This is a genomic window from Salinivibrio socompensis S35 (genome assembly GCF_000513715.1).
Taxonomy (GTDB): Bacteria; Pseudomonadota; Gammaproteobacteria; order Enterobacterales; family Vibrionaceae; genus Salinivibrio; species Salinivibrio socompensis.
This window is the reverse complement of the sequence record NZ_AQOD01000071.1, coordinates 1-25,195: the sequence shown is the minus strand read 5'-3', so window position 1 is coordinate 25,195 and position 25,195 is coordinate 1. Positions and strand designations below refer to the sequence as shown.

At 51.6% G+C, this 25,195-nt stretch carries 15 protein-coding genes and 5 pseudogenes; 9 read left to right on the top strand and 11 right to left on the bottom strand.

What is annotated here, in order from left to right:
• Position 1: 1 nt before the first annotated feature.
• Positions 2-1,342, bottom strand: coding sequence for a metalloprotease PmbA (gene pmbA, locus DZ54_RS0109045; protein WP_025673835.1), 1,341 nt, complete (start codon positions 1,340-1,342; stop codon positions 2-4).
• Between the two features lie 128 nt (positions 1,343-1,470).
• Here pmbA and yjgA point away from each other — a divergent pair.
• A pseudogene (gene yjgA, locus DZ54_RS20410) lies at positions 1,471-1,998 on the top strand (ribosome biogenesis factor YjgA).
• A 35-nt stretch (positions 1,999-2,033) separates the two neighbouring features.
• On the opposite strand, the gene tldD reads toward yjgA, so the two are convergent.
• From tldD to csrD, 9 genes and pseudogenes are all read right to left on the bottom strand, one after another.
• The gene (gene tldD, locus DZ54_RS0109035; protein ID WP_025673834.1) at positions 2,034-3,482 is read right to left on the bottom strand and encodes a metalloprotease TldD; all 1,449 of its coding nucleotides are present in this window, start codon (positions 3,480-3,482) and stop codon (positions 2,034-2,036) included.
• A gap of 67 nt (positions 3,483-3,549) precedes the next feature.
• The gene (locus DZ54_RS0109030; protein ID WP_025673833.1) at positions 3,550-4,368 is read right to left on the bottom strand and encodes a carbon-nitrogen hydrolase family protein; all 819 of its coding nucleotides are present in this window, start codon (positions 4,366-4,368) and stop codon (positions 3,550-3,552) included.
• A 2-nt stretch (positions 4,369-4,370) separates the two neighbouring features.
• Positions 4,371-8,194 (bottom strand): annotated as a pseudogene (locus DZ54_RS27685) (YhdP family protein).
• Positions 8,195-8,230: 36 nt separating this feature from the next.
• A complete protein-coding gene (rng, locus tag DZ54_RS0109020) occupies positions 8,231-9,700 on the bottom strand; it encodes a ribonuclease G (protein WP_025673832.1) in 1,470 nt (489 codons plus the stop codon).
• Between the two features lie 50 nt (positions 9,701-9,750).
• Entirely contained in the window at positions 9,751-10,317 is a 567-nt protein-coding gene (locus tag DZ54_RS0109015; RefSeq protein WP_025673831.1) for a Maf family protein, read from the bottom strand.
• Positions 10,318-10,326: 9 nt separating this feature from the next.
• A complete protein-coding gene (gene mreD, locus DZ54_RS0109010) occupies positions 10,327-10,815 on the bottom strand; it encodes a rod shape-determining protein MreD (RefSeq protein ID WP_025673830.1) in 489 nt (162 codons plus the stop codon).
• Positions 10,815-11,764 (bottom strand): annotated as a pseudogene (gene mreC / locus DZ54_RS20400) (rod shape-determining protein MreC). Before mreC ends, mreD begins: the two are co-directional and overlap by 1 nt.
• A 33-nt stretch (positions 11,765-11,797) precedes the next feature.
• A complete protein-coding gene (locus DZ54_RS0109000; RefSeq protein ID WP_025673829.1) occupies positions 11,798-12,841 on the bottom strand; it encodes a rod shape-determining protein in 1,044 nt (347 codons plus the stop codon).
• A gap of 194 nt (positions 12,842-13,035) precedes the next feature.
• Positions 13,036-15,486 (bottom strand): RNase E specificity factor CsrD, encoded by a 2,451-nt coding sequence (gene csrD, locus DZ54_RS0108995; RefSeq protein WP_025673828.1) that lies wholly within the window; start codon positions 15,484-15,486, stop codon positions 13,036-13,038.
• Between the two features lie 119 nt (positions 15,487-15,605).
• Here csrD and DZ54_RS0108990 point away from each other — a divergent pair, with 119 nt between their 5' ends.
• Together DZ54_RS0108990 and DZ54_RS20395 are read left to right on the top strand one after the other, a co-directional pair.
• A complete protein-coding gene (locus DZ54_RS0108990; protein WP_025673827.1) occupies positions 15,606-16,493 on the top strand; it encodes a LysR family transcriptional regulator in 888 nt (295 codons plus the stop codon).
• A 242-nt stretch (positions 16,494-16,735) separates the two neighbouring features.
• Positions 16,736-17,797, top strand: coding sequence for an alpha-hydroxy acid oxidase (locus tag DZ54_RS20395; protein WP_205619379.1), 1,062 nt, complete (start codon positions 16,736-16,738; stop codon positions 17,795-17,797).
• Positions 17,798-17,895: 98 nt separating this feature from the next.
• On the opposite strand, the gene DZ54_RS0108980 is transcribed toward DZ54_RS20395, so the two are convergent.
• A complete protein-coding gene (locus DZ54_RS0108980) occupies positions 17,896-18,447 on the bottom strand; it encodes a single-stranded DNA-binding protein (RefSeq protein WP_025673826.1) in 552 nt (183 codons plus the stop codon).
• A gap of 286 nt (positions 18,448-18,733) precedes the next feature.
• Between DZ54_RS0108980 and DZ54_RS0108975 the strand changes: the two genes are divergently transcribed.
• The 6 genes and pseudogenes from DZ54_RS0108975 to DZ54_RS20375 form a co-directional block, all read left to right on the top strand.
• A complete protein-coding gene (locus DZ54_RS0108975; protein WP_025673825.1) occupies positions 18,734-19,441 on the top strand; it encodes a LuxR C-terminal-related transcriptional regulator in 708 nt (235 codons plus the stop codon).
• 63 nt (positions 19,442-19,504) lie between these two features.
• A complete protein-coding gene (locus DZ54_RS20390; protein WP_338057049.1) occupies positions 19,505-20,551 on the top strand; it encodes a DHH family phosphoesterase in 1,047 nt (348 codons plus the stop codon).
• Positions 20,552-20,652: 101 nt separating this feature from the next.
• Positions 20,653-21,513, top strand: a complete 861-nt coding sequence (gene galU, locus DZ54_RS0108965) for a UTP--glucose-1-phosphate uridylyltransferase GalU (protein WP_025673824.1) — start codon at positions 20,653-20,655, stop codon at positions 21,511-21,513.
• A gap of 141 nt (positions 21,514-21,654) precedes the next feature.
• Positions 21,655-24,480, top strand: a pseudogene (gene uvrA, locus DZ54_RS20385) (excinuclease ABC subunit UvrA).
• Between the two features lie 76 nt (positions 24,481-24,556).
• Positions 24,557-24,994 carry a hypothetical protein gene (locus DZ54_RS20380; protein WP_037354051.1) on the top strand — a complete coding sequence of 146 codons (438 nt, stop codon included), beginning with the start codon at positions 24,557-24,559 and terminating at the stop codon, positions 24,992-24,994.
• A pseudogene (locus tag DZ54_RS20375) lies at positions 24,955-25,195 on the top strand (hypothetical protein); the annotation flags it as partial. The gene DZ54_RS20380 and the pseudogene DZ54_RS20375, both read left to right, overlap by 40 nt.

The window sequence follows — 25,195 nt, the reverse complement described above, 5'->3', positions numbered from 1 at the left end:
CTTACTCGCCGGCCACCTTCATTGAATCAATAATTATCGATCCGGTTTGAATCTGACTGCGGGTTTCAATGTCAGTGCCGATGGCGACGATATTGGCAAACATATCATTCAAGTTTCCAGCGATGGTGATCCCGCTAACTGGGTATTGTATTTCACCCTTTTCCACCCAAAACCCAGCGGCACCGCGTGAGTAATCCCCTGTCACCGGATTCACACCTTGGCCCATCAGTTCGGTGACCAGTAACCCGGTTCCTAAGGTTTTGAGCATCGCATCCGTATCTTGGCCCGTGTGGCTTACGTACCAGTTATGAATCCCTCCGGCATGACCAGTTGGTGCCATATCAAGCTTACGAGCGGCATAACTGGTCGCTAGGTAGGTTTTTAATACCCCTTGCTCAACAATGCGCCTGTCTTGCGTGATCACCCCTTCGCTGTCAAACGGCGCACTGGCAGCCCCTTTGTGCACATGGGGGAGCTCATTAATAGTGAGCCAATGCGGAAAAATCTGCTCGTCTTTTTTATCTAGTAAGAACGATGATTTGCGGTACAGCGCCGAGCCGCTAATCGCCATCACCAAATGACCGAACAGCCCGGTTGCCACACTGCGATCAAACATCACCGGCACTTGGCATGTTGATACACTGCGCGGATTCAGACGGGCAACCGCATGTTTGGCCGCTTCAATCCCAACAAATGCAGGCGTCCATAAATCAGCTTTATCGCGCGCCACGGTATAACTCATGTCACGTTCCATACCCCCCTCGCTCTGCGCAATCACCGAGCAGCTTAACGCTTGTTGACTTGAAGGGTAACTCCCGAGCATACCGTGGCTATTGCCATAGACACGGATCCCATAATGGCTATCATAGCTGGCACCATCACTGAACTTTATCCGGCTGTCATGATTCAGCGCCGCTTGCTCGGCTTCAATCGCCAATGCAGCGGCGGTATCCGGTTCGGGCTCATCAGGATAAAACAAGTCCAAATCTGGGTAATCGAACGCCATCAAGTCTTTCGGGGCCGGACCACCAAAGGGATCGGGCGAGGTATAGGTGGCTATTTCTAACGCAGCTTCGACCGTTTTAGCAATCGCTTTTTCGGATAAATCCGTGGTGGATGCACTGCCTTTTCGCTGATCACGATACACGGTGATCCCGAGCGCCCCATCTTGATTAAATTCAACATTTTCGACCTCACCCATTCGCGAGCTCACGCTAATGCCAGTACTTTTAGTTATGGCGACTTCGGCTTGGTCACTTCGCGCCGACGCCATATCTAACGCACGACTCACCGCTTGGCGAAGCTGCTGTTCTTGTTCAGCGACCTGTTGTTTCACACTCATAGTTGACCTTTTTGATTCGCATTCGAGTTCGACATCGTGAGCTCAGCGAGCCTATGATAAAAAAGCCCGCGTTTGGGCGCGTTTCTTGTTAACATACGTGTCATTGCACATTCTCACTGAGGTTGAACATGGGCCGTAAAAATAAACCCGCTCCCTGGGAGGAAGAGGAAGAAATCATCTGGGTCAGCAAGTCCGAGATGAAGCGCGATATGCTTGCTTTACAAACGCTCGGCGAAGCGCTGGTTAAACTCAAACCTGCGGTATTAGAAAATTCCCGCTTGATGACAACTTGCTCTCTGCGATTATCGACGCTCAACGTTTAAAAAACGAAGCCCGTCGACGCCAGCTCCAGTACGTGGGCAAGCTTATGCGATCGCGCGATCCTGAGCCTATTCAAGCCGCGCTCGATAAGCTGCAGAACAAACACGCTCAACATAGCATGGCGCTACAGAAACTTGAGCAGCTACGCGATCGCATCGTCGACCAGGGCGATAGCGCGATTAGTGATGCGCTCTTACAGTACCCTGATGCCGACCGTCAGCGGTTACGCCAACTGGCACGTCAGGCCCAAAAAGAGCAACAACAGAATAAACCGCCCAAGGCCCTATCGCGAGATCTTCCAGTATCTCAAAGGCTTTTACGACCAAAACCTATAAAAAAGACGCCAGTGCCTCGCACTGGCGTTGATTGGTTATGATTCGGTGCCACCAACAGTCATTGCATCTAACTTCAATGTCGGTTGACCAACACCAACAGGCACACTTTGCCCGGCTTTCCCGCACACCCCAACGCCAGGATCAATCGCCATATCATTGCCCACCATCGATACCTGCTGCATCGCTTCAACGCCACTACCAATTAAAGTCGCGCCTTTCACCGGCGTGGTAATCTCGCCATTTTCAATCAGGTAAGCTTCTGAGGTGGAGAAAACAAATTTCCCCGAGGTGATATCAACCTGTCCGCCCCCGAAGTTCGGTGCGTACAAGCCACGCTCGACACTGGCAATGATCGATTCCGGTGTACTGTCTCCACCTAACATATAGGTATTGGTCATGCGTGGCATGGGCAAGTGCGCATAAGACTCGCGACGACCATTCCCCGTGGGCGCCACACCCATGAGTTTGGCATTATGCTTATCTTGCATGTAGCCTTTGAGCACGCCATTTTCGATCAACACGTTGTACTGGCCTGGCACGCCTTCATCATCAATGCTCAGCGAGCCGCGGCGATCGGCCATGGTGCCGTCATCAACAATGGTGCACAGCGGCGAGGTCACTTGTTCACCGAGGCTACCGGTAAAGACCGATGATTCCTTGCGGTTAAAATCGCCTTCCAAACCATGACCGACCGCTTCATGCAGTAACACGCCCGGCCAACCCGCGCCTAAGACAACAGGCATGGTGCCTGCCGGAGCTGCTTCAGCACGGAGATTGACCAGCGCGAGACGAATGGCTTCATCAGCAAATTGCAGCGCGCGAGACTTTCCGCCCTGCTCTTGCAAAAAGATCTCGTAACCATAACGGCCACCGCCACCTGCACTGCCACGCTCACGACGCCCCTCTTGTTCAACCAACACCGAAACGGATAAGCGCACCAACGGGCGAATATCGGCACCATAGGTCCCGTCAGTCGCCGCAATCAGCACTTGTTCATACAAGCCATTTAAGCTCGCATTCACTTCTTTCACACGTGGTTCTTTGGCACGAATATAGCTGTCGATTTCTTTTAATAAATCAATTTTCTGCTCACGGGTCAGGCTTCCCAACGGATCCATTGGCCCGTAGTAAGGCGTCGCTTGGACGGCACGAAAGGCGCTGACTTTGCCATGTCCACCCGCGGGTGCAATCCCCCGTGCAGCAGTTGCACTTTGCATCAGCGCGTCGGCGGTGAGTTGATCAGAATAGGCGAAGCCGGTTTTCTCTCCGCTAATGGCTCTGACGCCGACACCGCGGTCGATGTTAAAGGAACCGTCTTTGATGATGCTATCTTCCAGCGCTAAAGACTCATGCCAAGTGGATTGGAAGAAAATATCGCCGTAGTCAATCTGGCGACCGCTTAAGTGCGCCAGTGTCGCATGAAGTTGCGACTCACTCACGCCCGCCGGGCGCAGTAAGGTTTCTTCGACCTGTTCCAGACTCATTCGCTTACTCTTGGTTGTGGCTGCCGACTCGACAGCCGAAAGAAAAAGATAACGCGCCGAGGGTGCGCTATTTCAGTTGGCTTTGCAACCGGGTATGAGATAGTACGGGCATCTTGCCCCGAATGGATTCACTCACGCTCAAATCAAGCTCTGCCCACGTCACGCCGGGGTCAGTCCCCAGTGATGTGACCACTTGTCCCCACGGATCAATAATCATTGAGTGTCCCCAGGTTTGTCGTCCTTTACTGTGATCGCCGCACTGACCTGCGGCAATAATCCAACACTGGGTTTCAATCGCGCGGGCGCGTAGCAGCGGCTCCCAATGCGCTTGACCGGTCACTCGGGTGAACGCTGCCGGCACGGTGATCACGTCCGCACCTTGGGCACGTAACGCTTGGTACAAAGGGGCAAACCGTAGGTCGTAGCAAATACTTAATCCTAAGCAACCGAAAGGCGTGTTAACGGTCGACAATTGGTCGCCAGCAGCAAAATAGTCCGACTCTCGATACCGACCATGCGCATCCGCCACCTCGACATCAAACAAATGCAATTTATCGTAGCCGCCTCGAAGATGACCGGCATTATCGAACACTAAACTGGTACTGCTCAGCAGTCCATTGTCGTTTTGGATAGGAAACGCACCTATCACCAACCAAAGGTCGTAACGGTGCGCCAGCTCGGCAAGTTGTTGCTGTAATGGGCCATGACCGAGTCGCTCGGCATGACGTTGATAATCACGTTTACTGCCGAATACCAACGCATTTTCAGGGGTCAGCACCAGTTTTACCCCTTGATCACTGAGCTGGTGCAAACTGGCTTGCAGTGTCTTCATGTTATGGGCGGGATCGGCACAGGATGTCATTTGGATAACACCGGCTTTCATCATGCTCACTCCTTGGCTTTTTCTGCCTGCTCGCGCAATCGTTCAGTCGCTTCGGGGGGAAGTGCCAACGCCTCTTGGTTACGTGACACTTCCCGAATATCTGGTGTGCCAATCGAGCCGGTCACTTGATAACGCACTTGGGTAAACACATCCATGACCGGAGAAATCGCGGTCGTCACCGCGAGGACATATAGCGCGGTTTGCGGGGTCACCGCAAAGGCGCTTAACACCGGGATCCCTGAGGTAATATCCGGGGTAAAACGCACATCCGCATTGACTTGGTTTTCCACTAAATTGGCAATGCCTTTGATAACCATATCACCGGCGATGCCGTCCATGCGGATATTATCGGTGACCAAGACGCCATTTGTGATCACTGCCCGCCCCGTGATGTCATCAAACGCCAGTCCATCGTCAAACACTCCCGAGAAATCGAGCTGAATTTTACGCAAAATAGAATCTAGGCTAAATAGTCCTAATAGCTTACCGGCGCCGCCAACACCACTGATGTAACCGTCTTGGATATCAGCGCTCACCTCGCCATTGAGGCTCGATATATCGGCTTGCCAAGGTAACCCGGCATAATCAAGCGAGGCTTGAGTGGTAAAGCTTGCCTCTTGGATTCCACCACTGACGCCAAACCGTCCCATGAGATCAGAGGTACTTTCACCACCGAGCGCTAAGGTGAGTTCGGTTTGATGGCGTCCTTGTTCATCAATCCGCCAATGTCCATTGGCTGTGGCATGGTTATTCCCGCTTTCCACCGTCAGTGACGAGAGAGTCACCTGTTGATCTTGCTTATCGACAACCGCCTCGACGCGTCCCAGCCGATACCCTTCTAACCAAAGATCGTCAATCGTAAGACGTGACGATGGAACAGCCGCCATCAAGGCTCGGTCTACGGCAGTGGCTTGGGGATCCACAGGATCAAATAACGGTGCATCCGTAGGTTTGACCGCTTCGGTCGGCTGGCGGTTGATATGCCAGTGATCGATATCGACGGCTAAGCGGCCTTTTGTTGGCCAGCTTACCTGTCCGCTAAGCTCTTGACTGCCCAACAACACATTCCACCCCTTGGCTTTTTGCCGGGCGGCCACTGAAACGTCATGGAAAGCGAGTATCCCGGCTGATAATTTATCGACTTTGGCATTCACACGATGTGGTAGGGGGAATTTAGGGTACTGACGCTGTCCATCTGGCCATGCTTGACGCGCGTGTTTCCACACGGCATGCCACGCGGCTAAATCCAAGTACTCAAGCACCAGATCAAAACGATGCCCGCGAGTAGCCAAAAGTGGGGGTTGTTTATCGCCAACTTGCCACTGACTGGACACAAATTCCGGGGTTGCCCCTTGCATGTTAATCCGTGCTTGATAATTCACCTGAGGAAGCTGCACACGACCCGTTAACCCTTCACGGTTACCAGTTGCTTCAATATGTGCCTGTCCTTTTTGCCAACGTGGTTTGTGCAGAGGCGCTGGCAGCTGTGACTGGAGAGGTGTGGTATCGACATCCACGCCGAGCTGATAGTCAAACCCTGTATCGTTAAGGGTAAGATCCAGCCCAGCCTGCCAGCGTGCGCCACCAGCAAGATAAGGCTTAAGCGGCAGCGATAACCGTTCGAGAAGCGGTACGATATCCCAATCCGCATCCAGGTCGACGTCCAGCTGATAGCCAGTAGGAACAGCGTTTCCCTTAAACCCCATGTTAATCGCTTGCCCCAACCACTGGGCGGTCATCGATTGAGCCGTGATCCCATCGTCATCAAAGGCAAGCGTGCCCGAGACGTTATCCAATGCCATGGCAGGCGTTTGAATCGTGACTTGGTTTCCCGAAAATGCCACCTTACCACTGGCATGGGGCCGCTCACCGTTGAGCGGGATCGACAAGCCTAACTGCGCATTGACTAACCCGTCGACGTTGATATGGTCAATGCGGCACCCACCGTATCCACTAATGGGGTGGCGAGCATATAGCGATGCACCGCGCTACCTGTCGCCGAGAGCGAGGCCTCGAGTTCAAGGCGACTCTCTGGCTCCGTCATGTCCACAATTTTTGCCTGAACCTGATGACTTACTGCATCGTTTAAGCGAACATGATCGCCATCAATCGTCAGTCCTGCGTTGTCGAACAAGAGTGTCGCATCAAGCTCTGTCAGCGTCGGCCAGGCGGTATCAAAGCTCAATGCCCCATTGCGCAGCGGCACCTTGGCTTGAAAAATGCCATCATGCCCACGGTATGGAAAACTATCTAAGGCACCAAACCAGAGGATTTCACTGCCCTGGGCTTGGCCCCCTTGAATGGCACGTGATAAGTATCCGGTCAGTGATTCAGGCAGGGCACGCGTTGGCAGATAACGCCACGTTTGTCCGGCATCAGCCACATCGGCATTGGCGTAGAGCGCAAGAAATGGCGCCCCCTGCTCGGGAATGTCGAGACGAAAGGCACCGGTTCCTTGCACATCAGCACCCTTGACGACCGCCTCTTGGCTCCAAATCGATAACCGTTGGCGCGCGTGTTGCCAATTGAGTGTGAACTTCCCCTGTTTAAGCGGTAAAGGCGCTTGAAAAAAATCGCCATATGGCAGTGATTGCGCCCCAAGTTCAAGCTGTGCCTGGCCACGGCCTCCCTCGCCAGAAAGAGTAGCATTCAAGCCATTGAATGCCGGGAGATAGCCCCACCGATCAGCTGACACCTCAGTCAGAGTCGCTTGATAGCGTAATGGCGTTTCCGCCTGTTTGCTCAATGCTAAAGTTTGAACCTGACCCGCCGGTGCCAACGCTGCCGCCATGCGATGCTGTTGTTCCGACTGGCTCGCCAAACCCAATAAAGGCCGTAACAAGGCAATATCAAGGTCTGCCGCATTAAGACGCCAATTTTCATCCGTTCCTTGCCATGACAACCGAGAAACCGCTGGTGCAGTGGTCGCATCTTGCTTCACCCATATGCCATCCGTATCCACTCGCCACGTGCGTTCGCCTTCAGCGGTCAGTTGGACTTGGCTATTTTTCACCGCCCATGTTTTTGCCTTTTGCACACCGTCATGCCATTTGAGCGCGAGATCATCAATCGATAACAACGCATCACGGGGTTGACCACTTTCTACTCGCACCCAAGCTTGTGCATCTAATCGCGCCGCATCAATGGTCACCGAAGGCGTCAATGTTTGCGTCAGCCATGGCGCAAGATCCATCGCTTCACTGGCTAAATAAAAATCGCCAGTCAGGGTCTCTAACCCTTCCGTTTCAGTGAATGCCGCGTTAACGCGGACGGCTTCTAACTGGGTCCCTTTTACCCCTATTCGAGCTTGTGCTTGATGTTGTCCCGCTTGGTTGCGCCAAAAGAGATCCTGGATGGTTAACACTTCAGTCTCAAGCGACGGAGTAACGAGGATCACTTTAGCGCTCGGTATCGAGAATTGGCCCAAGCGGGCCAAGAAGAGATCTTCAAGCCGGTCGCGCACGTCCGTGTCCGTGTCTTTTTCTGGCAACTGACCGGTATCAAGCACTACACCGTCTAATGTCACGTGAGAAAAGACCGGTTGCCAGCGCATGAGGGTCGCGAATACATCAAGTTGTAGATCAATATGTTGGGCTGTTAAAAGCGCTGGGCCATTATCACTCGTCGCCAGGGAAACGTTTTCCAGTGTCAGTGAGGGGGTTAAGTTACGCCACTGCCCGGCAATGCCCTCAAGCTGCGCACTAAATCCCGTTTGTTCAGACACCCATTGCCTCAGCGGCGCTTGCAAGAGATCAACATTGGGCAATAGAAAGCGCAAACCGCCTATCAGTAAGGCGGTTATCACGATTATGCTGAGCACGCTGGTCATCAACCAGCTGACACTTTTTCTAAGCCAAGTCATGGTTTACATCATTACTACGTCAAACTGCTCTTGTGTATATAAAGGCTCTGACTTCACGTTGACTTGCTTGCCGATAAATATTTCCAATTCGGCGACCAAATGGGAATCTTCACCCGCAAGCACTTCAATCACTGCCGGCGCGGCATAGACAACAAACTTATCAGCGTCATAGGTACGATTGACCCGAGTGATTTCTCGCAGCACCTCATAACAGACGGTTTCTACCGTTTTGACCGAGCCACGCCCATCACACGTCGGACACCCGCCACACAGTACATGTTCAATGCTTTCTCGAGTGCGCTTACGGGTCATTTCCACCAAGCCTAACTGGGTAAAGCCATTAATATTGGTTTTTACTCTGTCTTGGCCCAATGCCTGCTCGAGCGAGTGCAGCACGCGGCGGCGATGCTCATCCGTGCTCATATCAATAAAGTCGATAATGATGATCCCGCCCAGGTTTCTCATCCGAAGCTGGCGCGCAATGGCACGAGTGGCTTCAATATTGGTATTAAAAATGGTTTCATCGAGGTTACGGCGTCCAACAAATGCGCCAGTGTTAATATCGATGGTGGTCATCGCCTCGGTCTGATCAATGATCAGATAGCCGCCCGATTTAAGCTGTACTTTGCGATCCAACGACCGCTGAATTTCGTTTTCCGTGTCGTACATGTCAAAGATGGGCGCATTTCCATCGTAATACGCTAATTTATCGGCCAGCTCAGGCACAAATTCAGAGGTAAACTCTTGCAGTTTTTCATAGGCCTGCTTGGAGTCCACCCGAATCAAATCTAACTCGGTGCCGACAAAGTCACGGACAATACGCTGTGCCAATGCAAGTTCGCCGTACAACATGGACTTGGTTTTATACCGCGCCCGTCGCTCTAATACCTTGTTCCATAACCGTTTTAAAAAGGCCGCATCTTGTGCCATTTCATTATCGGTTGCGCCTTCAGCCGCGGTGCGAATAATAAAGCCACCTAGCTCGTCACAATACTCACTGACAATGCTTTTTAGGCGTTTACGCTCATGATCGCTCTCGATCCGTTGCGATACGCCCACATGGGCCGCGCCAGGCATGAAAACCAGATAGCGCGAGGGCAAGGTTATGTCAGTGGTTAAACGCGCGCCTTTTGTGCCTAGCGGGTCTTTCACCACCTGCACCACAATATCTTGCCCTTGGCGGACAAGTTCGGAGATATCGCGAACTTGGAATTGCTGTTTCTCGTTTTCTGATACGCATTCGGTATGAGGAACAATATCAGAGGCGTGTAAAAACGCGGCCTTATCTAAGCCAATATCGACAAAGGCTGCCTGCATCCCAGGCAAAACACGACTGACTTTACCTTTGTAGATATTGCCTACAATTCCGCGTTTCGCTTCACGTTCTATGTGAATTTCTTGGAGGTTACCCCCCTCTACCATCGCCACCCTGGTTTCACTGGGTGTGACGTTTATTAACAGTTCCGCACTCATGGTTTCCCCGATGTCTCAAAAGTGGGGCCTAGCGCCACGCGTTGGTGCGCTCAGACCGAAAATTGTTTGAGCAGTTGCTCGGTTTCATACAGTGGCAAACCAACGACGGCGTGATAGCTGCCATCGATACGGGTCACAAACTTACCGCCCAACCCTTGAATTGCGTATGCACCGGCTTTATCGACGGGCTCACCTGACTGCCAATAAGCATCAATTACCTTATCCGTCAGCGAACAAAACCAGACTTTGGTGGTGACAACAGTGGTCATTTGCTTCATCGCATTGGCGACCGTCACCGCCGTCATCACTTGGTGTTCTCGCCCAGAGAGCTGTTTAAGCATCCGGGCCGCATCGGCTTTATCTATCGGCTTCTCCAATACCTGCTCGCCATCAACGACAATGGTGTCCGCCCCAAGTACCGGGGTGTGCCCACCCGTTTGTGTTACCCCAGCTCGCGCTTTATCTTGCGACAGACGAGAGACATAAGCATAAGGGGATTCGTCTGCGTGTTGCTTTTCTTCCACATCGACCACAACGCGAGAAAAATTGACGCCCATTTCGGTGAGCAGTTCATGGCGTCGAGGCGAGCCCGAGGCCAGGTATAAATCACAGCGCATAATACCTCTCTAACGAATGGCAAACCGACGGCGCAACCGGCGCAACAATAAGAACATCCATGGCCACAGTATAAAGTTAAGCACTCCTGCCCAAAGCTGTTCAGGATTAAACTGTACGTTAGAGACTAAATACTCCGCCCAGAACTCGATCAATTTTCCGGCCAAGGTGAGCAAGGACAGCAAAAGCGCTTGGTGCCAATACGACATATTGCGCAATAATTGAAAATTAAGCGCGACAATATAGATCAAGATGGCCATGGTCATCCCTCGAACGCCCAAGGTGGACCCCAGCATCAGATCCCATAAAAGCCCGACCACCAACGCCGTCCCCACATTGACTCGATGTGGCAACGCCAAAACCCAATAGAAGGCCACTAATAAGACCCAAGAAGGGCGAAAAGGCGCAAGCTCACCCGGCCAAGGTGCGGCTTGTAAAATCAAGGCAACCATGAAGGAGAGCCAAATAACCAACTGCCCGCGAAATGTCATATTTGCCATTATGGCGATTCTCCCTCGCTATCTGGCGACGGCGCAGACTCGGATGACGGCGCAGACTCGGATGACGGCGCTTCTTTTTCAGATGAAGATTGCGCCGCCGGCTGATCGGGACGCGCATTGTCCGCTTTTTCCGGGGTTGGCCAGACTAAAAGGAGGTAACGTAACCGATCGAATTTTACCGCCGTTGCCGCCTTTATTTGCGCAAAGGGCCGTTTATTATCAAACGAGAACTCTGTTACTGTTCCCACCGGATAGCCTTCAGGAAACACGCCGCCAAGTCCGGATGTCACTAATTTGTCGCCAACGTTGATATCCGTGCTACTCGGAATATTATCTAAGCCGATATAGCGGTGGTCCCACGGCCAGACGCTATCACGCGAATATCATTGCGCATCACTTGAACCGGCACTGCATGGGTAGGGTCTGTAAGCAACAGGACACGGCTGTTGTGGGCGCCCACATAGGCGATCTGTCCCACGACGCCGTGTTCGTTGATGACAGGCTGCCCTTCATACACACCATTAGTCCGCCCTTTATCGAGCATGACTTGATGTTTGTAAGGGTCGGAATCAACCGCCATCACTTCGGCGACCATTTTTCGTTCGTCACGAATAAACGACGACCCCAGTAACTCACGTAAACGTTGGTTTTCGCGCTCGGTCTGTGCCAATAGAAGCTGATCACTTTCGAGCTGTAGCACCTGTTTGCGCAGGGCGCGATTTTCAGCCACCAGGCGCTGATGAGAGCGAAACTGCATCACTAATTCATCAAGGGTGTCACGAGGAACATTCGACGCATACTGAAGCGGCGCCACCAAGGTGTTGAGGAAATAACGTACCCCGGCGAAAGCATCAAGACGACTATCAGCCAGCATAAGGCTGACTGATAGTAGAAGCGCGAAAAACAGGCGTAATTGCAGAGACGGTCCTCTGCCAAACATAGGTTTCATAATGACAACAACCTGTTTGTTGGCACAGTCACGTTAATCTTCGCTGAAAAGATCGCCGCCATGCATATCGATCATCTCAAGCGCTTTACCCCCACCGCGTGCGACACAGGTAAGTGGGTCTTCCGCCACGACCACAGGAATACCGGTTTCTTCGGTGAGCAAACGATCGAGATCGCGCAACAGAGCCCCTCCGCCGGTGATAACCATGCCGCGTTCAGAAATATCGGACGCAAGCTCCGGTGGACACTGCTCTAACGCTACCATCACCGCGGAAACAATCCCGGTCAACGGCTCTTGCAACGCTTCCAAGATTTCGTTGGAGTTGAGCGTAAAGCTACGTGGTACGCCTTCTGCGAGGTTACGACCGCGAACTTCAATTTCACGCACTTCATCGCCTGGATAGGCCGAGCCAATTTCGTGCTTGATACGCTCCGCCGTCGCTTCACCAATCAAGCTGCCATAATTACGGCGAACATAATTGATGATGGACTCGTCAAAACGGTCACCACCTATACGCACCGACGAAGAATAGACGACACCATTAAGCGAGATAACCGCCACTTCTGTGGTGCCGCCACCGATATCAATCACCATCGAGCCGGTCGCCTCTGACACTGGCAGACCTGCACCAATCGCCGCAGCCATGGGTTCATCAATCAGGTAAACCTCACGAGCGCCGGCGCCCACCGCTGATTCGCGAATCGCACGGCGTTCAACTTGTGTTGAGCCACAAGGCACGGCGACGAGCACACGTGGGCTTGGACGCATATAGCTATGATCATGCACAGACTTTATAAAGTGCTGTAACATTTTTTCTGTGACATAAAAGTCAGCAATCACACCATCTTTCATCGGACGGATCGCGGCAATGTTACCCGGCGTTCTCCCCAGCATTTGCTTCGCATCATGACCCACAGCAGCCACACTCTTAGCAGAACCCGCGCGGTCTTGACGAATAGCGACAACAGACGGCTCATCCAGAACAATGCCCTGTTCTTTTACATAAATCAGTGTATTGGCGGTTCCCAAATCAATCGATAGATCGTTGGAAAACATCCCGCGAAGTTTCTTAAACATGATGGTCAGTTAATCCTGCAAGCTGTGAAATCAGTCAAATTGGGCTAAATGTATCAACGCGCACGGTAAGCAGCAAGATACGGTGCTTTAAACCTGAATGAGATCTGTGTTTTTTTTCAATGCGCGGTCATTTTGATGATTTTTCCATCAAAAACGCATCATTCCCTTTGTTTTTCTTCCGCGGATGACTGGCATTATTCGCCAATCACCAGCGTCGTGGATGCCTGTTGTGAAGCCGTTGCCTCCTGATACATCAAATAACACGCAGGCGCTGGCTGCTCATGGAACAACCAGATAAAGTCGACGCGGTTTTGTTCAGGGTATCGCCGTATCTGCCAATGTGTGGCGTCCTGCAGCGCGCTCACTAATTTAGGCAACGCACTCATTTGGGGATAGCCGTATTTCACACTAACTTCCTTCCCATCAACGATCAGGGATTGAGAGGGCTGATCGCTAATTTGCTTGGCTTCCGCCAAAGCATACGTCCGTGCCAAGGCACTATCGATACCACTTTTTAACCCTTTAAGCGCTGACACATTCGCATCGGCTTCATAATCATAGAACTTCGGTACCGCAATGACGACAAGAACCGATAAAATACTGACGATTAATATCACTTCTAACCACCCGCGTCCCTGTTGAAGCGTTTTTTTTCTCCCAAGCGTCATCGTTTCCCCCCAACGGCGGCGCTTTTTCTGAGCGGGATGTGGTGACATTTCGGCACCCAGCAAACGCCCCTGTCCTCCTGCAACGCCAAGATCTTTCACCACGGACCACTCCTCATTGGTTTCCACACCGACAGCAAGCACTTCCGTAGGGGTAGCTTCACAAGCCCCCAACACGCTGCGCAAATACAGCTGATTTTCAGGGCGTTGGTGAATATTACGGACCAGGCTACGATGCAGCTTAATATAAGCAGGTTGAATATCTTTTACGTAGTGAGTACTCACTATCGTTCTGCCTGCTTGGTCAACCACGAGTCGGCACCCTAACGCGGCAATCAGTCGTAAGCAAGGTCGCGCGGCGTCAAAGTGTGACACCAAAGCGCCCTCCGAGACTTCCACTAGCAGTCGATTTAATGTACTGCGTGGGGTTTGCAGCAAAGCATCACGCAGCCAAATCACAAATTCGCGCTGACACAGTGAGTATGCACTAACATTCACCGCATAGTTATCAATATAATCACGCGTTTTTAGCCACCATAACGCACGTCCCACGGTCGCCTTGTCAAAGGTGACATCCATCCCGACCCATTCGACCCCAGGCCAAAAACGCGATGCTTTTAACACTTTACCTTTTTCGTCTTTAATTCGGCCTAAAAGTTCATAATGGAGACGAGTTTTTCCATCTCGTGCAAACACAGGTTGGCGATAGAGCATGGGGCCTTCACCGGCCATCACTGATTCAAGTAAGGTGCGCCAACGCACACTGCCACGCTTATCCAAACGGCTGATTTGCTTGTCAAACTGTGACCAGCCATTTTGCCCGGTCAGTTCCGCCGCTTTTAGCGCTCGCTCAGCTTCATCCATTAATCGGCCACGCCGCTCCCCAGCGCCAAAAGAGGTCATGCCCAAATGAAACCAGTTATCTTTATCCAGCGCCTCTGACGGTGCCAGTTTATCTAATGCATTGGTGATTTGTGCCAAGAAAGGATGCACTTCGTCCCCCGCCTGGTTGACCAATAAGATGGCAAAATCAGACGCAAAATAACGTGCAAGCACGGCATCGGGAAAGCGCTGAATAGCATTAGATAGAACGTTACCAATGGCTTGAATCAGCTGATCCGCCGCCTCTTGACCATGTTGCGCGACCAACTCATCCCAATCGGCCACACGGACTAAAATAACACTGCCTTGGCTGGCATCGTCACTGGCCAGTGTATGCAGGCGGTTGTCAAACATCACACGGTTCGCCGCTCCCGTTAGCTGATCGAGAAAGGTATTGGTGCGGATAAAGGTATCAAAACGACTCCGCTCTTGGCGTGCTTCTTTCAATTCCTCGATTAATTGACTCAAGGCGGCACTCGCGGGAATAGGCCATTCTCGGGGGTCGCCTTGCTGTGCCTCATCTAAGCGGCCCGCTAATATTAATCGGCCACGCTGCTCCAATACTTCACTGCCATACAGTTGCTGCCGTAGCCATCCGATCCCCCAGGCTAAGCCAAGGACAATCACCAAGATCGCCGCAGATAAGGAGGAAAGCGGGCCGATGGAATACGCAAACTCTGCATACGGCGGGACAAAAGTGAGCTTCACCGCGTAACCAGGATGGCTGTCGAGCGGAATATCTCGGGTAATCACTTGTTGCGTGGCCGCCGTTTGATATTGGATTTGCTCATATTGATACAAAATCCCGGTTTCTGAGTAGATAGTCAAAGAGGTGACATCACTGGCTTTGAGCATTTTGGGCAACCAACGAGAAAAATACTGATTGTTTCGCTGCTCACTCGCCATCTCTTGATCAATCACATCGACCATGCCATCGACGTAATGCGAGATAAAGTCGATCCCCAGCTGGCGAAAACTGATGGCACCACCAATAAACAACACAAAAATGGCGCACACCACAATTAAAGTGACGAAGGCAACGAGTCGGTTGGTCAGCTTCATTCCGCTGACTTTAATCGCATTAGTTGTTCTATCCATGATTCTCTGCTGACTGAAGTCGCCTTTTGGGGCGTGTAGCCACTATTATCAGGCTTGGTTATCATAATGTGAATGCCTAGCCACCCTCCGTGGCTATCTTTTCTTCCTAAAGAGGACTCATGGACTGGATTACCTGTACCAAAAGCTTTATCTGTGTGGTGGATCAGGGCTCGCTGGCGCAAGCTGCCACCCAGCTGCATACCTCAAGCTCAGCTTTATCTAAACGCCTGAGTTGGCTTGAGCGCCAGCTTGGCGTACAACTGCTTAAACGCACCACGCGCAGCCTGTCGATGACCGATGCCGGTGATCTTTTTCATCACCGAGCGAAAACCTGGGTCGACGATTGGCAACAGTTAGTCAGTGAGACGACGTCTACCTTTGGGGAAGTCAGCGGCATATTACGTATTGGTGCGCCATTGGTGACAGGGAACCGTTTTCTGGTCAACTTTATTGCTGAGTTTCTTGAGATTTATCCGAAAATCAAAGTTGAGCTCACCACCTTAACCCCGGGACAGTTGCCTGATCTCAACCTTGATGTGGTGATCAGTCGCGAGCTCGAGTACTTCAACTCTGCCAGCTATATTGCGGCAAAGCTGTTTGATTTTCAGCCTGGCTTTTTTGCCTCGCCCACGTATCTTGCCCGCCACACCCCCATAACCCACCCTGACCAACTGAGCCAACATAATATTTTGCTCTACGGCCACTCCCATCAGCCTCAAGAGCGGGTATTCGAAGAAGGGACGCGCTTACAGTTATCTGGCAACTTTGTCTCTCCAAACCCTGAGGCGTTGGTCAGTGCGGCAGTGATTGGCATGGGGATTATTTTAGGCGGCGCAGGCACAGTGCAAAAAGAAATTGACCAGGGCTTATTAGTCCCCGTGTTACCTGAACTCAAACAGCCCCGCTCATCGGCTTATGCCTATTATCCCAAACTGGAATACAACCACACCAAAACCAAGCTGTTTATCGACTTTATTAAACAAAAAGTTAAGCAGTTGTACATTTAGTGCTCATCACGCGGTTTTGAAGGACAAGAGGTTATCGGGGGTTAGGCGATTTTGGAAAAAGTATTTTATTTTTTGTCTATATATCACTAACAATTGCTGCGCTAGGGTAAAGCCAAACACTCACCTCACAGCGATACGATATTTATGTCTTACTATCATCCCCAATACCCTGATACGCCAGCGCTAAAAAAAGCGGCTAAAAAGCGTATTCCTGCCTTCGCGTTTGATTACCTTTGTGGCGGTTGTCACGACGAAATTGGGGTGGCGCACAATGCAAGTTCATTCACCCAAGTAAAATTACAATCAGATTTGCTCGCCCCACCCCAGAGATTGATTTATCCGTTGAGTTATTTGGTAAACGCTACGCCGCCCCGTTTGGGGTCGCGCCAGTCGGCTTACAAGGACTGATGTGGCCCAAAGCGCCAGAAATTCTCGCCAAAGCGGCGTACAAGGCAAATCTTCCTTATGTACTCAGTACCGTATCCTCAGCGAGTCTTGAAACCATTGCCGAGATCTCTGAAGGCACAGCGTGGTATCAACTGTATAACCCAACGGATGCCAAGATCCGTGACGATCTGATGGGACGCATCAAACGTGCAGGGTATAAAGTGCTGGTGGTGACGGTAGATGTCCCCACCTTTGGTTATCGCCCTCGCGATATCAAAAATGGCTTGGCCATGCCGCCCAAAATGAACCTTCGTAATATCGCGCAAATGATGCAATGCCCAAGCTGGAGCTGGCAGACACTCCTTGCTGGTGTCCCTGAAATGCAGACCTTGAAGCCGTATATGCCGAAAAACATGCCCACCAGCGAGCTGGCTAACTTTATGAATAATACCGTGATGGGCGCGGTCGATTTTGAGAGCCTGAAAGTGATCCGGGATAACTGGGATGGGCCCTTAGTGCTTAAAGGGCTGGTCAACCCTGAGGATGTCGCCCAAGCGGTTGCGCTCGGCGCGGATGGTGTGGTGCTATCCAATCATGGCGGACGTCAATTAGATGTGGGCGAATCCCCGTTAGATACCATTCAAACCATCCAGCATCAGTACGGCGATAAGATTAAGCTCTTGATGGACAGCGGCGTGCAAAGTGGTGGTAATATTGCGCAAGCCATGGCCATGGGCGCTGACTTTACCTTGCTGGGCCGAACGTTTGTTTACGCCTGTGGCGCCGTTGGCCGCCATGGCGGCGAGCATGCGATTGAAATGCTCACCCAACAAATGACTCAGGTAATGGGCCAGTTAAAATGCCCAACGCCAACCCAACTGCCTCACTTTTTAAAGGCCGGACCGGGCGTTGCCTAACATTCCGCAGTAGATGAATGTAGCCGTAGCTAAAAAACAAAGCGCCCCAATCATGGGGCGCTTTGTCGATAACGATGCGGCTTTCAGATAGCCGTTGGTTAAAACGGAATATCGTCGTCAAAGTCAGGCAGATCATTATACTGCTGCTGAGGTTGCGACTGAGGCTGAGATTGTGGCTGAGGGGCCGCTTGCTGCTGCGGCGGTTGCTGATTCATGTTTTGCTGAGGCTGCTGAGGTTGACCCCATCCACCTTGCTGCTGCGATTGCTGCTGCATCGGCTGGCCTTGGTTTTGGCCGCCCCGCCCACCTAACATTTGCATACTGCCGCTAAACGGCTGTACGGCTACTTCCGTGGTATAGCGATCTTGACCGCTTTGATCTTGCCATTTGCGCGTTTGCAGTTGGCCTTCAATATACACTTGCGAGCCTTTGCGCAGATACTCACCGGCCACTTCTGCGGTTTTACCAAATAGAACCACACGGTGCCATTCTGTTTTCTCTCGCATCTCACCGGTGTTTTTATCACGCCACGACTCCGAGGTCGCGAGGCTTAGGTTCGCCACCGCACCGCCGTTGGGAAGGTAACGGATTTCCGGATCATTGCCCAAATTACCAATCAAGATGACTTTATTTATGCCACGGCTGGCCATAGGTGACTCCCATTGTTGCTGTTACGCGCGAAATGATTTCGCTTACTGGATAAATAAGCATGAAGTCTAGCACGAGCCCACTCGAGGTTCGAAGCTTTTCCACGCGATCGGGTTCCAGATTCTGCACTTGCAATGTAGCAACAATGCGTTACTACGACGCGCATATACCTGAGTGATGAAAATGGTTTAGACTGATAGAAATCTTGCGTCGCCTTGGCGTTCGTGAACGGGTATTGACCAACGTTCGGACGGCGACGCATGTTGAGTGAACATCAGTAGGATGCTTATGAACCAAGCGGAAACCACGTCAGACAGTTACACACTCCTTCTTATTTCGCAGCCTAGCATGTCTGTTTCGGCGTTAATGACATGTTTAGAAAAAGAGATTCACAGTGCAGTTGAACTCGTGACGCCCCACGAAATAGCCGACAAGCTGACCGCGCGTTCTGGATTGGTACTTATTGATCTCAATGCCTTTGATGACACCGCCACCGACCAACTCAAACAAACGTTAGCGCCATTTGCCGAGCAGCACGTGTTTGCGTTGCTCAATGCGCATGATTTGAGTGCCAAAGAACTCGCAAGCTGGCCCTTTATCAAAGGAGTATTCAAAAAAGAAGATGAGATTCATCATCTTTGCCACGGCATTGAAAAAATGTTTTCCGGTGAGTATTGGTTACCACGCCATAAAATGGCTGCTTTAATCCATTATTACCAACAGCATCACCAGCAAACCCTTGATGAACAGGCGGTTGTGTTGACTAACCGTGAACAGCAGATTTTGCATCACTTAGTCACGGGAGCCTCAAATCAAGATATCGCCAATGCCTTAGCGGTGAGTGAGCACACGGTGAAATCGCACCTCTACAATGTGTTTAAAAAAATCAATGTCAAAAATCGCGTACAAGCGGTGTTCTGGGCGAAAAATAACGCCTCATTGATTGGATCAGTGGGATACGAGGACGTCACAGACAGTGGCAGCGATGATTGGTAACTTGGGCCAAAGCCGTGCCCACGTTACGATGGTCTAATAATTAGCCAAAAAGGACGTTGTAGGATGGCTTTTGATGTATTCAACGGGGATGCAGACGGCCTCTCTGCCTTGGTGCAGTGGCGGCTCGCCCACCCTGAATCAAACACGCTGATCACCGGGGTAAAACGTGATATTGCGTTGGTAAAGCAGGTGCCTCCGACCGGCGAACAGGTAACGGTCATGGATATTTCCATGGCCAAAAATCAAGCCGCTCTTACCGCTTTACTCGCGTCCGGCACCCACGTCTTCTACGCCGATCACCATCAAAGTGGCCCCATTCCTGACTCTCCGTTATTAGACGCGCATATTCATACCAGTGCCAACACCTGTACCGCCCTGATTATTGATAGGCTTTTGCACGGTCGATACCGAGAATGGGCGCTGGTCGGCGCCTATGGCGATAATCTCTATCGCACGGCTGAGACGCTCGCTCGTCAATCTGGCCTTGAAACGGCAAAACGTGACCGGCTTGAGCGGCTTGGCCACTATCTGAATTACAACAGCTATGGCGCGAGCTTGGATGATCTCATCATGCCACCCGCCATCTTATATCGGCATCTCTGTGGCTTTGATACCCCCGATGACTTTATGCGCGCCTACCCGGATATTGTGCTGTCGTTAGCCGAGGCCTATCAAAGCGACCGGGAAAACGCAGACGCGCTCGTGCCGGAAACAACCGGGGATGGGGGTCAGGTTTATCTGTTGCCGGATGCGGCTTGGGCGCGTCGCATCAGTGGTATGTTGGGAAATCAACTGGCCAACCAGGATCCCGATAGCGCCCATGCTGTGTTGACGCCAACGCCAAGCGGAGATTGGATGGCGAGTATCCGCGCACCATTAAATCGTCCTACGAGCGCGGTGCAGTTAGCTGAGCAATTTGCCACCGGTGGAGGGCGAGCGCCGCGGCGGGCGCGATCAATGCACTGCCGGCTACCGACTTATCAGCATTTACCGCGGCGTTTATGGCACATTTTGCCCCATAGCGGGTCAGCAATCCCAAGGCCGTCACGCTATCATTCCTTAAAGAGGCTCGGTACTTGCGTCGCTGCGTGTAACCCAGCAAACTATTGACCCATAACCGATTATGAACAGCCACTTGCTCGCAAACCGGTGAGTGGCGTGGACACAGCCTCATGGGCTGATGGCTACTCAATAAAAATAAAGGATCCGTGATGATTAAAAAATGTCTGTTCCCAGCCGCTGGCTATGGCACCCGCTTTTTACCGGCCACCAAGTCAATGCCGAAAGAAATGATGCCGATAGTCAATAAACCCCTGATTGAATATGGCGTCGATGAAGCGTTGGAAGCAGGTATCAATGGCATGTGTATCGTCACGGGGCGTGGCAAACATGCCATCATGGACCACTTTGATAAAAACTATGAGCTCGAACATCAAATCAGTGGCACCAATAAAGAAGCTCTGCTGGACGATATTCGTAATACTATCGAGAAAGCCTCCTTCACTTATATTCGCCAACATGAGATGCGTGGGCTGGGACATGCGATCCTCACCGGGCGTGATCTGGTCGGGGATGAGGCTTTTGCCGTCGTGCTTGCTGACGATCTTTGCATTCATCCCGACAACGGTGTACTCAAGCAGATGGTCGCGCTCTATAACCAGTTCCGTTGCTCAATTGTGGCGGTCGAAGAAGTGCCAGAAGACGAAACCCATAAATACGGGGTGATTGCAGGCCAAGAGATCAAAGATGACCTTTTCCGCGTAGACAATATGGTGGAAAAACCTGATCCCGGTAATGCACCGAGCAATCTCGCGATCATTGGCCGTTATATTCTCACACCCGATATCTTTGATCTGTTAGAAAATACACCGCCGGGTAAAAATGGTGAGGTACAAATTACTGACGCATTGTTAAAACAAGCGCAGTCCGGGTGTGTACTCGCGTATAAATTTAAAGGCGAACGCTTTGATTGTGGCAGTGTTGAAGGCTTTATTGAGGCCACTAATCACTGCTACCAGCACCACTACCTCGGTAGCAGCAACAAAGATGAGGCAACCGTCAAAAACCCTTAACGCCTCAAGGTGCATCGGGGTGAGCGGGTTTTTCGATACGAGCAAAGGCTGTGTAAATATACAGCCTTTTTATTTGGCCATGGTCGTCTCTGTGCGATACTAGGCGACCAACCAGTGAGCTGACTGAGTAGTAGGATAATAATGGACAATATCGACGTCAGAGGCGCGCGTACGCACAACCTCAAAAATATTAATGTCACCATTCCCCGTGACAAGCTGATTGTGATCACCGGCCTGTCTGGCTCTGGAAAATCATCGCTCGCCTTCGATACCTTGTATGCAGAAGGACAGCGTCGCTATGTTGAATCTTTATCATCGTATGCGCGGCAATTTTTATCCTTGATGGAAAAGCCCGATGTTGATCATATCGAGGGGCTGTCACCTGCGATCTCGATTGAGCAAAAGTCCACATCACACAACCCGCGCTCCACCGTTGGCACCATCACCGAAGTCTACGACTATCTGCGTCTGCTCTATGCGCGAGTGGGAGAGCCTCGATGCCTACCCACGATGTCACCTTAGCGGCACAGACCATTAGCCAAATGGTGGATAAAGTATTGGCACTGCCCGAGGGCAGTAAGTTAATGCTGCTCGCCCCGATTATTAAAAACCGAAAAGGCGAGCATGTAAAAACACTCGAAAATCTGGCCGCCCAAGGGTTTATTCGCGCTCGGATCAATGGCGAAGTGTGTGATCTGTCCGATCCACCCATGCTCGAGTTACAAAAAAAGCATACCATTGAGGTGGTCGTCGATCGGTTTAAAGTGCGCGACGATCAACAACAGCGCTTAGCCGAGTCTTTTGAAACCGCGCTTGAACTCACCGGGGGAAGTGCGGTGATCAGCTGGATGGACGGCGACGGCGAAGAAATCATTTTTTCTGCCAACTTTGCCTGCCCCCATTGTGGTTACAGTATGCAAGAGCTGGAACCCCGCTTGTTCTCATTTAATAACCCCGCCGGTGCGTGTGGCACCTGTGACGGGTTAGGCGTTCAGCAATACTTTGATCGTAAACGCGTGATCCAAAACCCTGCGGTGAGTCTCGCGGGTGGTGCGATCCGAGGTTGGGATCGTCGTAATTTTTATTACTTCCAAATGCTGCGTTCACTGTCTGAGCACTACGGTTTTGATCTGGAAACGCCCTGGCAGGATCTCTCCGGGACCCTGCAAGATATTCTCTTATATGGATCGGGGCCGAAAGAGATCGAGTTTAAATACGTCAACGATCGGGGCGATATTCGCGTGCGTAAGCATCCGTTTGAGGGGATCCTCAATAACATGGAGCGCCGCTATCGCGATACCGAATCCAATGCGGTGCGCGACGAACTTGCCAAATATATTGCCACTAAGCCCTGTGCCAGTTGCGGTGGCTCACGTTTGCGTCAAGAAGCGCGTCATGTCTTTATCGATAAGCGTAATCTGCCTGAAATTTGTGAGCTGAGCATTCAGCAAGCACTCGACTTTTTTGAACAGTTGTCACTCAGCGGCCAACGCGCAAAGATCGCCGAAAAGGTGATGAAAGAAATCCATGACCGGTTACGCTTTTTGGTCAATGTGGGCCTCAATTATCTCAACCTGTCACGCAGTGCCGATACATTATCGGGCGGTGAAGCCCAACGCATTCGTCTGGCCAGCCAAATTGGCGCGGGCCTAGTCGGTGTCATGTACGTGTTGGATGAACCGTCGATTGGCTTGCATCAGCGCGATAATGACGCGCTTGCTAGATACCTTGGAACATCTGCGCGATCTGGGCAATACCGTGATGGTGGTCGAACACGATGAAGATGCCATTCGCGCCGCCGATTACATCATCGATATTGGCCCAGGTGCGGGGGCGCACGGCGGCGAGATCGTGGCAGAAGGCAGCCTTGACGATATTCTTGCTAGTGAGCGCTCACTTACCGGGCAGTATCTTTCTGGTAAACAGGCGATTGCGGTACCAGCACAACGGATACCACGCGATCCCGCGAAAATGTTGACGCTAAAAGGTGCGACCGGGAATAACCTCAAAAATATCGACCTGCACTTACCTGTCGGTTTGCTCACTTGTGTGACGGGTGTCTCGGGCTCCGGAAAATCGACCCTCATCAACGATACTTTCTTTAAAGTGGCCCACCAGCAATTAAACGGTGCGACGACCGCGGATCCTGCGCCGTATGCATCGATTGATGGCTTAGGACACTTTGATAAGGTCATTGATATCGATCAAAGCCCGATTGGCCGCACGCCGAGATCGAATCCTGCGACCTACACCGGTATTTTCACCCCGATCCGGGAGCTGTTTGCTGGTACCCAAGAAGCACGTGCACGAGGCTACAAAGTGGGTCGCTTTAGTTTTAACGTACGCGGTGGCCGTTGTGAGGCCTGCCAAGGCGATGGCGTCATCAAGGTAGAGATGCACTTCTTGCCGGATGTGTATGTCCCTTGTGATGTGTGTCAAGGCAAACGCTATAACCGCGAGACGCTCGAGGTGCGCTATAAAGGCAAAACCATCGATGAAGTTCTCGCCATGACGGTGGAACACGCGCGTGGGTTCTTTGATGCGGTGCCTGCGATTAAACGTAAGCTGCAAACCTTGATGGATGTCGGCTTGAGCTATGTGCGTCTTGGCCAAGCCGCGACTACTCTTTCTGGAGGAGAAGCGCAACGGGTCAAGTTAGCCAGAGAGCTGTCCAAACGTGACACCGGTAAAACGCTGTATATTCTTGATGAGCCGACCACAGGGTTACACTTCCATGATATTCAACAACTGCTCAATGTTCTGCACCGTTTGCGAGAGCAAGGGAATACTATTGTGGTGATTGAACACAATTTGGACGTGATAAAGACGGCGGACTGGATCATCGACCTTGGCCCAGAAGGCGGGAATGGCGGTGGTGAGATCATCGCACAAGGTACACCGGAAGCGATCGTCGATGTGGTAGGCAGCCATACCGCTCACTTTCTTAAGCCGATGTTGGCGCGATAATGACCGTAGCGCTGCCGCCTAACCGTGTCATACGCAAGCCATTGACGGTACCTTTTTTGGTGGCCTTGACCGTATTATGGCTGGTTTGTCTGCCCCTTTACTCGGTGTCTCTGCCCTTGGTAGGCATACGTCATCCCGCGGCGGCGCTATCATTACTCACCTTGCATTCACGCTTGGGTTCGCCGGTTTAGAGGTGATCCGTCAACACACATGGCGGGCAAGCCGGCTTACTGGCACATTGGGGATTGCCACCGGCTTGACGATGATCCCTTATTTTTATCCGCAGGCACTGGGTTACAATAGTGGGTATGCACTCACCGCTCTAGCGCTTAGCCTGGGTTTTTTCTCGGCCCTACAACAATTCATTTTTAATCACGCCCAACGACAAAAGCTACTGACTGTTTTATTATTAGCCTCCTGGCTTGCGGTGTTATCGGTGTTAGGGAACCAGCCCCGCCCGGCATGGCACCGTTTATGTTTGATCAATGGGTGCCTCACCTCCCACCAGCCGTGACCCATACCTTACTGTTAACCGGGTTAACGCTCGCCGCCTACATTTTGGCGAGAGAGCCCAGTGGTCGATATCGTCACCCGGTTAGCCAAGGCTTACTCGCGTTGACACCACTTATCTTGATTCCCGTACTGGCAATGCAAGGACAACCGTTATTATTGGTGTTCGCCCTCTGCGCGATTGGCTTACAACAAGTGTACTTAG